The 13,536-nt window shown below is 36.8% G+C and carries 9 protein-coding genes; 8 read left to right on the top strand and 1 reads right to left on the bottom strand.

What is annotated here, in order from left to right:
- Window positions 1-26: 26 nt before the first annotated feature.
- Window positions 27-2,486: an O-antigen ligase family protein gene (locus QD47_RS27105; RefSeq protein WP_044649042.1), complete on the bottom strand. Its 2,460-nt coding sequence runs from the start codon at window positions 2,484-2,486 to the stop codon at window positions 27-29.
- Between the two features lie 150 nt (window positions 2,487-2,636).
- Here QD47_RS27105 and QD47_RS27100 point away from each other — a divergent pair, with 150 nt between their 5' ends.
- The 8 genes from QD47_RS27100 to QD47_RS27065 all read left to right on the top strand — a co-directional run.
- A complete protein-coding gene (locus QD47_RS27100) occupies window positions 2,637-3,425 on the top strand; it encodes an ABC transporter permease (RefSeq protein ID WP_044649041.1) in 789 nt (262 codons plus the stop codon).
- A gap of 10 nt (window positions 3,426-3,435) precedes the next feature.
- Window positions 3,436-4,743 carry an ABC transporter ATP-binding protein gene (locus QD47_RS27095; protein WP_044649040.1) on the top strand — a complete coding sequence of 436 codons (1,308 nt, stop codon included), beginning with the start codon at window positions 3,436-3,438 and terminating at the stop codon, window positions 4,741-4,743.
- Window positions 4,744-4,756: 13 nt separating this feature from the next.
- Window positions 4,757-6,295 carry an asparagine synthase (glutamine-hydrolyzing) gene (asnB, locus tag QD47_RS27090; protein ID WP_044649039.1) on the top strand — a complete coding sequence of 513 codons (1,539 nt, stop codon included), beginning with the start codon at window positions 4,757-4,759 and terminating at the stop codon, window positions 6,293-6,295.
- Window positions 6,292-6,705 (top strand): adenylyltransferase/cytidyltransferase family protein, encoded by a 414-nt coding sequence (locus QD47_RS27085; protein WP_044649038.1) that lies wholly within the window; start codon window positions 6,292-6,294, stop codon window positions 6,703-6,705. Before asnB ends, QD47_RS27085 begins: the two co-directional genes overlap by 4 nt.
- A gap of 41 nt (window positions 6,706-6,746) precedes the next feature.
- A complete protein-coding gene (locus tag QD47_RS27080; protein WP_235332377.1) occupies window positions 6,747-10,583 on the top strand; it encodes a glycosyltransferase family A protein in 3,837 nt (1,278 codons plus the stop codon).
- A 67-nt stretch (window positions 10,584-10,650) separates the two neighbouring features.
- Window positions 10,651-11,787 carry a glycosyltransferase family protein gene (locus QD47_RS27075; RefSeq protein WP_044649036.1) on the top strand — a complete coding sequence of 379 codons (1,137 nt, stop codon included), beginning with the start codon at window positions 10,651-10,653 and terminating at the stop codon, window positions 11,785-11,787.
- A 13-nt stretch (window positions 11,788-11,800) separates the two neighbouring features.
- A complete protein-coding gene (locus QD47_RS27070) occupies window positions 11,801-12,529 on the top strand; it encodes a sugar phosphate nucleotidyltransferase (protein WP_044649035.1) in 729 nt (242 codons plus the stop codon).
- Between the two features lie 65 nt (window positions 12,530-12,594).
- A partial coding sequence (locus QD47_RS27065) for an acyltransferase family protein (protein ID WP_044649034.1) occupies window positions 12,595-13,536 on the top strand: 942 nt, incomplete at its 3' end.

Raw genomic sequence — 13,536 nt, 5'->3', positions numbered from 1 at the left:
TATAACATCCGGTAGTCTCTTTTTCTTTACTTTTTCTCCGATTTCAACTGAGCGATTTGCTCCTTCTCCTTCGGATCAGCTTTTATCAGCTTATCGTACAATGCTTTGTCATCCTGTCCCTGCTTTTGCAGAGCGACGATATAATAACGAGCCACCTCACGATTCGTAGCATCACTCAGGTCGTCCTTCAAGCCGTTTTTGAGGATGTTGGCAGCCTCTGCAGGCTTACCTGACATGAACTCAATTTTGCCAGCACTGAGCGCAATGCTTGGGGTTACTTCAAAAGTACGTGTCAATTGAATTTCAGGTGGAATCGTCTTAATATGAGCTACCCCATCCAGAACCTGCTGGTAAGCAGCAAGACCTGCTTGGAAATATTTCTGCTCCTTGGCCGTGTCCTTCTGCTCACGTGCCTTATCACCAAGAGAATAAGCTTGAGTGATCAACATATTGTACCAGTCATTGTCCCATCTAAAGTTGGAAATGTTATTTTCCAAAATGCTGAAGGCCTGCTCATCCTCACCCTTTATTTGTAAAAGGTTAATTTTGGAGTTATACATGATTTTATTATACGGTTCTGCCTTCAGGCCCGTATTTAGCACCTCTATTGCAGCATTATAAAATTCCTCTTTTTTCGTTTGCTGATAAACACTCTTGTACAGTGCGGCCAGTCTTATAACCGAATCCGGATGTGTAGGACGAAGTTCAAGATCTTTATTAATAGCACTTTGAATTTCCTCAAATGATGTGCTGACCGCCATGATCTGTTTGGCATATGTGGCAGCATTAGCCGATTGCACGAAGCGAAGACCTGCAAATAGCAGCACAATGCTCAGGATACCAATGACTGCACTGTACGTGATCCGGAAACCGGAAGCGCTCATGGATAGGCGTTTAAGCGGCTTGCTGTCCATAGCAGCGGCCATACCACCGAGACTCATAAATACCAGTATGCCCATAAGTACGTAACTGAGATTAAAGTCCAACAAGCTATGAAGTAAGATCGAGAGTGCCAAAATAAGATACAGAAAGTGAGAATCCCGATCTTCATCATTTTGTCTAATATAGCTACGAATATATTTGTAGAAAATATATAAGATGAATGACATGAAAATTACGAAACCGAGAATGCCCACTTCAGCTAGGTACTGCATGAAAAAGTTATGGGCCTGACGGCTAGTATAAGGATAATCTTGGTACTTTTCATACAAAGTAGCCCAACCGCCGCCGCCGGTGCCAATAACAGGATGATCTTTAATCAATTTGGCAGCATCCTGATAGAATACAAGCCGCTCCAGTACACTATGCTGGCGGAAATTGATGTTTTCTAACCGGACCTGGACGTTATCAGGCAGTACGCTGCGCAGGCCAGTTCCAATAAACAGAAAAGCCAGCAAGCCAATCACCACAACTGATCCGACAGGCAGCCACAGGTTGGATAACTTCCGGGAGGTCCACCCTTTGAGGGCATTCTCCAGCTTTGGTGCCAGATAACGTTCAACAAGCCACAGTACGACAGCTACAGCAAGGGAGACACCAATAAGTAATCCCCAAGCCTTGGCCGCCTCTCCGCCGTTGTAGGTCTTATTGAGTTGTAATCCCATATTTGTAATCGGAGTCAAGATAGATATTGACGCTACACCAGCAATGGCGCAATGCAAAATCCATATAATTTGGCGTGCAGGTTTAAAGAAAAGCAAGAGCAGAACGAATACGACTGGCAGCATAACCAGACCGCCCCGTGACAGGGTCAGGAATAGCGAGACCAGAATTGGCACCAACATGAAGCCATGAGTAGCTTTGCCATACCATGATTTTGATTTCATCAGACAAAAAACGGCTGCGAATAGGAAAGCCATTAGAAAGGCGGCATATGTATTCGCATATTGAAACACTGATGTCAGCCGGAGCCCATTTGTATCTGTCATGACTGCATTGGTATAGCGGTCATTATACACATATTGGCTAAGCCAGCCCACCAGCTTGCCAGCAAGTACCCACTGTCCGAACCAGTTGATAAAGCCAAAGCCGACAATGACATAAGCAACGGTCATAATCACATTGTGAATAATCTTATTGCCTAACCGATCCTGAAGTAGATAAATTGAGATGATAAACAGAGCGGCATAGATACACTGCACTACTACCATATTCATCGCGAGATAATGAGAAGCAGCGGAAACCAATGAGAGCACGTAGGTTAGTGGGAGTAACATAACAAGCACCGCCAGCCAGTCTCTTTGATCTTCCAGTTTGAATTTCTTATAATAGGTTAAGATTCCTAAAATCAATAGAATCGTGCAGATGATCAAAGCCCAATACAGAGGCTTCTCAAAGTCGAGCATTTGCCCATTAAAAAGTGCAGCCTGGAAGGGGGCCCAACCTAAAAACAGAATAATCCCAACAATTAACACCCAAAAAATAGCCGGCCTTTTATCGTCACGGGTCGACGTTTTGGCCTGTTTCCCGTATACTGGATTCGACAAGGTTTACAATCTCCTTTTCTTGTAGATACGTCAACATTTTAGCATATCGTGGCGGTATGAGCCATATCGCAAGAAATATTTTTACAAATATTTACACTATTGTATTGTAAGAGACTTACCAAACCATGTTTAAGGTCGTGACACACTCGTATGAATTTAACCCGAAATTTTTCGAAAAATTTAAAGCTACTCTGGGAATTGTCTAAAAAAGATATTAAATCCAGGTATCTTGGTTCATTTATGGGGGTACTCTGGGCTTTTATACATCCTATGGTATCCATACTTGTTTATTGGGTTGTATTTCAGGTTGGTTTTAAAAACGTACCTATTGGAGATACTCCCTTTATCCTGTGGTTATTAACAGGCATGGTGCCTTGGTTGTTCTTTTCTGAAAGCTTATCAACTGCAACCAATAGTATTATTGAAAACAATTATTTGGTAAAGAAGATTGTTTTCCGAGTAGGCTTACTACCCATGGTGAAAATTTTGTCTGCTCTCTTTGTACATGTTTTTTTTATTTTTGTTCTGTTCATTATGTTCAAAATATATAATTTCGAATTTACACTTTATAGCATTCAAGTGCTTTATTATTTATTGGCTACCATTTCTCTTTCTTTATCCATTTCTTACGTAACAGCTACATTGGCTGTTTTTGTAAAGGATGTTAGTCAAATTGTGGGAGTATTTATTCAACTATTCTTTTGGCTTACCCCTATATTTTGGAATTTGAATATCGTTGAGGCGAAGTATCAGTTCTTTTTTAAACTAAACCCTGTTTTTTATATCGTTGAAGGATACCGTGATACATTTATCGATCATAAATGGTTCTGGGAGCATCCTTTAAACACGATCTACTTTTGGGCAATTGTGATTGTTGCAGGTACTATAGGAATCAAGATTTTCAGAAAAATGAAATCTCATTTTGCTGATGTATTGTGAGGAGAAAAGTATGACTCAGAATGAATCAATTGCTGTGGAAGTTAATGATGTCACTAAAATATATAAAATATATGATAATCCTAATGAACGCTTAAAAGAGGCCATTCATCCCTTTAAAAAGAAGTATCATTCTGATTTCAAAGCTATCAGCGACCTTTCATTTTCCATAAATAAAGGGCAAGCGATTGGTATTATTGGTAAAAACGGTTCGGGAAAATCAACTCTTTTAAAGATGATTACAGGCGTGATTACACCCACCAGCGGAAGTATTAAAGTGAATGGGAAAATTGCTGCGCTTTTGGAATTGGGCGCGGGTTTTAATCCGGATTTAACAGGAATGGAAAACATATATTTGAACGGGACCCTTATGGGGTATAGCAAAATAGAAATGGATGGTAAGCTGGAATCCATTACATCCTTTGCTGACATCGGTGACTTCATTAATCAACCAGTAAAAATGTACTCCAGTGGTATGTTTGCCCGGTTGGCTTTTGCAGTGGCCATCAATGTTGATCCAGATATTCTGATTGTGGATGAAGCCTTGTCTGTTGGAGATATTTATTTTCAGGCGAAATGTATTACCAAAATGAAGGAGCTCTCCAAAAAAAGCACGGTTTTATTTGTCTCTCATTCGATGGATACCATTAAAAGTTTTTGTGATACAGCGTTGCTTATTGATAAAGGACACATGGTCGAGATTGGTCCAGTGAAACGCGTAGCACAAATTTATGAAAACATTGTTAACCAAGAAATTGCAGATATGAAACGCGTTCAATCTTTGGATATATTCGTTAATTCTGAAACGGATAAGAAGAGTTCGCTGTTGCTGTTAGAAGAGGATCCTGCTTTTGCCAAACGTGCCAATGAGTTTCGCTCTGGAACGGGTGATGCACGCTTTATAAGAGCGGACTTGTTAGTCAATGGAGAAGTTGTTAACCAGGTCCCTTTTGGCGAAATGGTCACTTTGCGTTTAGTGGCACAATATTATAAAGATATAGATTCTGAGGGAACCATTGGCTACATGGTTAGAAACCATACTGGTGTAGATGTATTTGGAATGAATATCTATAATAAAGCAAAATTAGTCCCAAAAATGCAAGCTGGGGGCATTCTTGAAGTTAACTTTAATTTTCGCAATCTATTGTCTGAAAGTGGTAAATACACCATTTCTATTGGCTTGAAGCCTAAGCCTTTTGAGCCTCTTTATTTGGATAGCGTAAGTATAGCAGTAGTATTTGAGGTTCCTAAGCCAGAGAATAATTACGTGCCAGGGTTAATATTTGTAGATAACACAATAGATTTGCAAGTCATTAATTAAGGCTGGTGATAAAATGTGTGGAATTTTGTTTTCTAATGTAGCCATAAATAAAGAAGTATTTCTTAATTCTTTAAATATAATGAAACACCGGGGGCCTACGGCCCCACTTTGTGTATATCAGAGTGAAAATTTTATGCTGGGGCACAACAGATTAAGTATCTTAGATTTGGATCGGAGAAGTGATCAGCCTTTTTTCTCTGATGATGGAAGATATGTGATTATATTTAACGGAGAAATCTATAATTATAAAGAATTAGCCTCAAATTATTTAATTCAAATGAGAACAAACTCAGATACTGAACTTTTATTGAAGCTTTACATTCAATATGGTCCCCAAATGTTGAATTGGCTTAATGGAATGTTCAGTTTTATTGTTTTAGACGTCCAGCAGAAATCATTTTTTGTAGCACGAGATCGTATGGGAGTAAAACCGCTTTATTACAATAGATATGGTGAAAAATTCATTTTCAGTTCTGAAATTGCTCCATTGCTCCCATTAGTTCACAACATTTCTATAGATCAAGAAGCTGTAAGACAATATAAAAAAATGAGATGCTTTTTTAATGATCGGACTATCTATAATGAAATAAAAGAATTTCCACCAGGATATTATTATGAGAATGGCGAATTTATTAAATATTGGGAAATTGATTATTCTGAAAAAGAACCCCCTTCTGATGAGGAACTTGAGTTTTTAGTTTGTTCTGCAGTTGAGTACCGCAAGATTGCGGATGTTGAAATTGGAAGTTACCTAAGTGGAGGTTTGGACAGCACGATTGTTACAGCATTGGCTAAAGTTGAGCATACTTGGACTGTCGGCTTTGAGGATTTTAATGAGTTTCAGTGGTCTGAAATCGCAGCAACCAGATACAATACGATTCATCATCCGATATTGTTTGATCCTGATCGTTTTTTAACATTAGCTCGTGAACTTATAGCTATAAAAAAAGAGCCTCTTTCTGTGCCTAACGAGGTATTACTTTATCATATGACTCAACAAGCATCTGCTAAAAATACTGTTATATTAAGTGGAGAAGGTGCTGATGAGCTTTTCTTTGGTTATGATCGTATTTTTAGATGGGCTAGTAGCACTACAGACTTCGATATCCGAGCTTTTAGTGAACTCTACACCTACGGTTCTGAAGATGATATAGAAATTGTAGAAGATGCACTGGCACCTTTTATGAAATTAAAGTACCCTCAAAAAATCGTGGCTGCATTTTTTCAACAAGCCCATTTGAGAGGATTACTAAAAAGACTGGATAGTGCCTCAATGTTAAATTCGGTAGAAGCAAGATCCCCTTTCTTGGACTATAGATTAATTGAAAGGCTTGCAGGTGTAAGCTCTCTGTATAAAATGAAAGATGGGATTGTAAAGGCTCCTCTCAAGAGAATTTTTAAAGATATTGTCCCTGCAGAGATTGTAAACAGAAAAAAGGTGGGTTTTCCTGTTCAACTTGAAAGAGTCCTATCTTCTGAAAAAATTGAAGGGAAGACGACATTCGACAAATGGTTTAACTTCAATTTAACTACGTTAGGAGAAATCTTATGATTATCGGCTATACTTCCGGAGTCTTCGATTTATTTCATATTGGACATTTGAATTTGTTGAGGAATGCTAAATCACTCTGCGACAAGCTCATTGTTGGTGTGACAACAGATGAGTTAGTTTCATATAAGTACAAAAAAGCGGTAATTCCTTTTGATGAAAGAATTGAGATTGTCAGAAACATCAGCTTTGTTGATACTGTAATTCCTCAGGACTCCATGGATAAATTTGAGGTTTGGCAAAAATTAAAATATGACGTAATGTTCGTTGGTGATGATTGGTTTCAAAATGAACGTTGGGACCAGTATGAGTCGCAGTTTAAGGAAGTTGGAGTGAAAATTATATATTTTCCCTATACGAAGAGTACATCATCGACTTTACTGAATGAGACATTACTGAAATTAAGAAAATAAGTTAAGATTTTTGCCTGAAAGGAAGAGGTTTTGCAGTGAATATGAACAGATCTATAGCTTTTGTCATTCACAATCTTGTTTTATATGAAACGATTAAGCCTTTAATTGAGGAGTGTGAAAAAAAGCAGATCGTTTGTGATATTTATGTCCCTCAAATTGAAGAAGAAGATTGGGGAGACATGTCCTTAGATACCTACCATTATTTGAAGAACAACGGTATAAAAGTGACTTTAACAAGCTCCGTACCTGATAAGGCATATAAAATAGCTTTCTATCCTTACCTTCCTTATTATTTGGAAGTTAAGTCCGATTATAAGTTCAGGTATCAGTACGGAATGGCTAAGCCAAACTGGAACTTGGATACATGGAGTCGGAATTTCGATTTCATCTTTAGTAATGGGTTGTATGATTCCTCGGTTCTGGCAGCGTACACTCAGACTGAAATCGTAGGAATGATTAAATACGCCAATTTTCAAAGCAAAAAACGCAGAACGGATAAATATAATTTACTTTATTTACCTACGTATGGGAATGAGTCGTCTATTGAGCTTGTTATGAACCATATTGAAGAAATGTCAGATACCTTTAGTATGAAGGTGAAATTGCATCATGGTACTTCTTTTTTGGAGCATGATCGAGTTAGTCTAGTTAAGTCTCATATCCCTGACGTGCTTGATCACAAGGCGTCTCTTGTTAATTTAATAGAGGAAGCTGATGTAATATTATCTGATGGCTCCAGTGCTATATTTGATGCGCTGTTTACTGACACTCCAATTGTAATATTTCAGCATCCCCAAACAGAGTCTTTCGAGGGAATTTTACCCTTGGAAGAACAAATAGTTCAGCAAAACATTGTTCCTTTTGTGAATGATAATGGGAATATTAAACAAACTTTACTTAATGCAATCTTAGATGAACAACTAATACAACAAAGAAGGAAATTTACTTTAGAGATGTTTCCGGTTAAAGGAAGAGAGACGATAGATAAGTGTATGGATGTAATTAACAGATTTCTAAAAGACGACGTAGACCATGCCTATAGAGCAGGCCATAAACGTCTTAACCATGAATTTAACGAATTGCAAACTCGCAATCAAACTCAAAAACAAGAAATGGAACAGCAGCAGCAACAGATTGCCGAGCATTCGGATCAGATTAACATATTGATTCAAACGCGAGATCAACAGGAAAATGTAATAAACAGCATGTCTGCAGATTTTAAATCTCTGTCTGAAAAGAAAGATGAACTAGAACAAAAATATGTTCAACTCACACAGGATTATAATGATGAAAAAAACAATTTGGATATTTTAAATCATCAATATAGACAATTATTTGGTCAATATAACGAACTGACCACCCAGTTCAGTAAATTGGAAGAATATAATGGAAAATTATCCAGAGAACTTCATAATATTTATAACTCTAAAAGGTGGAAAATGGCGAATAAAATTAAACATATCTTACACAAGTCCAAAATGATATATGTTCTTAAGGGATATAGAGTATGGAAAAGCTACGGCACCAGTATTTTATTGAAGAAGATAAAAGCTAAAGTATCTCTTAAACTAAAAAATTCGAAAGCAGTGGATCAGCCGGTAGATTTATGGAAAGATGCAGAGCATGCTAATTCCTTATTAACTTGGTATGAGTATAAATTTTTTAACTATAAATTAGCTAAAGACAATTCATTTACTTTGGATCTCAATAAGTTCGAGGTTCAATTTGAGAAGGATCTTATATCTGTTGTCCTTCCTGTTTATAACGGTGAGGATTATGTATCAAAGGCTGTTGATAGCATTCTGCAGCAATCTTATAAGTATTTTGAGCTCATTATTATTAACGATGGTTCAAAAGATAAAACGGCAGAAATTATTGATGAGTATGCTAAAGCAGATCATCGTATCAGAGTAGTTCATCAGGAAAATTGTAAGATACCAAGAACATTATCCAGAGGTTTTAAACTAGCTAAGGGTGAATATCATACGTGGACAAGTGCAGATAATATTCTCCCTGAAAACTTCTTGGAGAAGATGGTTGCAGATCTAAAACGTGATGAAAATATCGGTATGGTGTATGCGAATATGAGGTTAATTGATGCTGACGGTCAAGTAATCTCCAACCATGGCTGGTATGAGGAGCCACAGTTCAGTGGCAATGTTATACTGCCGAAGTCTGCTTTGGAGTTAAATGTATATCCTAACAATACGATTGGTGCGGCTTTTATGTATAGAGCCAAGGTAACCCAATTACTGGGTGACTATTCCAGTTATAAACATACCCTTGAGGATTATGATTACTGGATGAGAGTAAACTCTCTATTTGAGCTCAAACATGTGACGTTCGATGAACCTATATATGATTACCGCTGGCATGATAAGTCACTGACTGCTTTAGATCAAGAGTTGGGCATCACATCTAACAGATATAAGCTCATGGTACTCGATGATTTTAGGAGAGATTTTTATCTGACTCCATTAGTATGGATCATTGAGGGGGATGCTACTGAAGTTGGTAAGTTTAAGAAATATGTTCTAGCTAAAGGGCATACCGTGGTTAGAATAGAAGAAGTGAGTACGATTATTGGCCTTAACTTGGCAACGCCTATTTGCTATTTATATATAAAAACAGGGGATGTAAACGGTTTTGAATTTATTGACTCTAATACTTCATCATCTATGTATGCACTGCTTATAGATAAATCAGAACAGACGACAGATACATTTGTAGTTGACTATCCTTGGGATCTGAAAATAAAGTATAAAATGAATGGCGAGACGGATAACAACTATGATTTTTTTGCACAGGATACGGAAGTCCAGTTCTCTCTTATAAATACAAAAGTTAAGAACGATCACTTATACCGTATTGAGGCGGTAATTGAAAGTGAACCCGTGTATAACAAGGGATTATCGGTTATTATTTGCACTTACCAGCGAAGTGAGAAACTTTCAAATGCGATTAAATCTGTATTAGAGCAGTCGTTGGATAAAGCAGACTATGAAATTATTATCGTCAATAATGACTATCTGAATGTTGAGATTCATCATTTGGTTCGTGAGTTCAGAGCAACTTATAATGTTGACGAATCCTTCCTGCGATATATGGAGGCTCCTTTAAAAGGCCTTTCCTTTGCACGAAATGTCGGCTTATTTGGGGCGGAAGGAGAAGTCATACTCTATATTGATGATGACGCTATCGCAAACTCCAATTTACTTGAGGAAACCATCAGAGGATTCTCAGATCGTCCCGATATCGGGGTCATGGGTGGAAATATCGTACTCAATTTACACGAGGAACGGCCTGAAGTGGTTAAGCCAGGTACTGAAGCATTCTGGAGTCAACTTGTTGTAGAAGGCGAAGAGATTATAGATTCTAACTTTCAGTGGGAGTTCCCTTATGGAGCCAACTTTGCTGTTAGGCATACTGCGCTAATGCGAATTGGGGGATTTAGAAGCGCTTATGGGCGTAAAGGAAACAATTACGCTGGAGGAGAAGAAATCGTTGTATCTTTTGCTATGAGAGAAATCGGCTATAAGGTTGGTCTTAACCCTAAGATGAAAGTCATCCATGATGTGGACACCTCTCGATATACTGTAGAGCATGTTAGAAAAACAATGCGAAACAGTATTTTAACCAATTATCAATTACAAAAGGATCTGTATGCGCCGATGGAATCAGATATTGAAGCTGATAAGAATCACCTCGAAATTGTTAAAGCTGAATTAGATCATTTGCAGAAGCTTCCGACACGAAATCGAGACGTAGAAATTGACATCTTGTATAAACAATATACAATTGAAGCGTATGAAGAGCTGATACGAATAAAAGAAAATGATATGAATCTGCGAAGACATCTGGTAGGAGCGTATAGATAATTATAAAACTTTAAAGGCGCCTCTTTTAAAAAATAGGGGGCGCCTTTATTAGTATGGAGCGATTAAATTGAAAATTTTATATTTCTCTCCGATTTATTGGGATGATTTAAAGCAGCGTCCACAACATTTGGCTGAGGAGCTTGCAAAGATGCCGGGGGTTCACATCACTTTTGTAGAACCATCTATTAGCATACTAAACAGTATGGTCAGACAAAACTCGGATTATAAGAAAAGAGAGCAAAGCGTTAACGATAGTCTCCAAATATTTAGGCCTTCTGGGAGTCTGAGATTACCTAGAAGCTTAGAAAGTTTAGATATATTCCATTGGAATCAATGGTTTGAAAAAAGACAGTTGCAAGATTTAGTCTCCAGCGCGGATATCATTTGGTTGGGAAGTCCCGTCTTCTATCCACTTATTAAACAAATGAATACTAAGAAAATTGTGTTTGACCGAATGGACGATTATGTATTTTTAACTAACAATGCATTGATGAAAAAATTACTTAAAAAGTGGGAGCTTGAATTACTTGTCAAAGCGGATCTTGTTATTTCTACGAGTAATAATTTGCATAAGCATTCCCTAAAATTGAGTAAACAATCTTATTTAGTGAAAAACGCTGTGGATACAGCTATACTAAATATAAATGTAGATAGCTTGGTTGTCAGTGAGTTGAAACGCTTAAAGCGGGAAGGCTACTATATTTTTGGCTATGTGGGAGCGATTGACCACTGGTTTGATTTGGAAGCGGTTAAGGCAATTACTGAATTTGATAATAGGTTTGTTGTATGTATAGTTGGAAGAAATAACTTAACATATAACTTTGAACAGCATCGTAGAATGAAATATTTTCAGCCAGTTCCTAAATCAGAAATTGGTGCCATCATTGAGGCTTTTGATGTTTGTTTATACCCTTTTCTGAGGAATTCGTACACAATTGATACAATTAATCCGGTTAAAATTTATGAATATTTAAGTCTAAATAAAGTAACTTTAGCGGTAGAAAGTGAAGAAACAAGACTGTTAAATCAGGAGGGGGTCTATCTATATAATAGTTTAGAGGAAATAAGGAAATATTTAATTGATATAGATACCTTGCAACCCCCTTTTTATGATCAAGAGCAACTGGAAAACTTCGTAGTCATTAATGACTGGAAAGCTCGTGCAAAAACCATTATGGAGCTGCTTTTAAAGGAGCTTCAATAGGAGGAAGTTAGTTATGAAAGGGATTATATTAGCTGGAGGAACAGGGTCTAGACTATACCCTCTTACTAAAGTCACAAACAAACACTTGTTACCCATCGGTAAGTATCCAATGATTTATTATTCAATTGATAAGCTTAAAAGAGCAAATATAAACGATATTTTGATTGTTACTGGGAAGGAACATATGGGAGATGTAGTTAATCTCTTAGGGAGCGGTATCGACCTTGGAGTTACCCTGACTTACAAAGTACAAGATGAGGCTGGGGGAATTGCACAGGCTTTGCTTCTAGCCGAGTATTTTGTTGGTAATGACAAGATGGTTGTTATTTTGGGGGACAATGTTTTTAAAGATGATATTTCACAATTTATTGAAAAATTCAAACTGCAGGAATCGGGAGCGAAATTGCTACTTCATAAAGTACCTGACGCTAATCGCTATGGAGTACCAGAATTACAAGGCGATAATATTGTGAACATTGAAGAGAAGCCACAGATTCCTAAAAGTGATTATGCGGTTACGGGGATTTACATGTTTAACCACTCTGTATTCGATATTATCAAGACCTTGTCTCCTTCCGCAAGAGGAGAATATGAAATAACGGATGTAAATAACACTTATGTTCAAAGAAACCAGCTCACATTTGATATTTTAGAAAACTGGTGGACTGATGCGGGAACGCATAGTTCATTGATGCTTGCTAACAAATTAGTAAGTGAGATGGATTACGACCTTTTTTCTTAGTATTTTTATAGAGCTAAAAATGTCATATAGTTAGTACCAAATCATTAGAAAGTGAGACTATTTAAATGCACTTTGTGAATGTTCCTTCAACTAGAATAAAGTGGGTAGATGTACTAAAAGGGTTAGCAATTATTTTTTTAGTGTTTTCGCATTTAGTCCCCCATGGCTTTAAAGGAAATGAGTTTATGGACAGGAGTTTTATAATAGGCTATTTTTATTCATTTCATATGCCGCTTTTCTTTTTTGCTTCTGGATTTACTTCTAATTTTCAGAAGTATAAGTTTAGTGGTTTTTTGTGGTCTAAAATTAAAACAATCCTTTTACCGTATACGACTCTTTATATATGTTCATTATTGTATTTTGGTTGGATGCATTGGATGGGGATTGTCGGAACGCTTGATCCAATGGTTGTTATTGAAGCCTTTTTATATGCAGATGGAAATCACTTGGGTATTCTAAATATGTCTCTTTGGTTCCTACCTTGTCTTTTTTTAGCTCAGATCATTTCCTATCTAGTTTTGAAAATTTCGTCAAAAAGAAGTCATATCTATCTACTATGGATATTGCTTACTATTCTAGGTGCATATTTGAGTAAACTTGATACACACGCACTTCCTTGGTCATTTGGCACGTCAATTAATGCAGCTTCCCTAATTATTTGTGGTTATATATTCAAATTGAATGAACAATTTTTTATTGAGAAAATTAAAATGAATAAACCTTATATTGCTTACATCGCTTTGTTCCTCGGTCTTTTGTTATTTTTAATAAATGATAAACCAGGTATGTCAGGTAACTACTATGGTCATAATTACCTTTTATATTATTTATCTGTATTGGCTAGTTTAATATTTTATATATACCTATCAAAAAAAGTTGAATCTTCTAGCATGCTGTCATATTTTGGGAAGAACTCTCTTATTATATTTGGTTTGCATGGATTAATACTTAGTTTTTGGGAGAATATAAATTTTTACGAGATATTTTCAGTTAAAACGAATATGAAT

This window comes from Paenibacillus terrae, from assembly GCF_000943545.1.
GTDB classification, from domain to species: domain Bacteria; phylum Bacillota; class Bacilli; order Paenibacillales; family Paenibacillaceae; genus Paenibacillus; species Paenibacillus terrae_A.
Note: the sequence above shows the minus strand (reverse complement) of the source record. Positions and strands in the feature narration are given on the sequence as shown.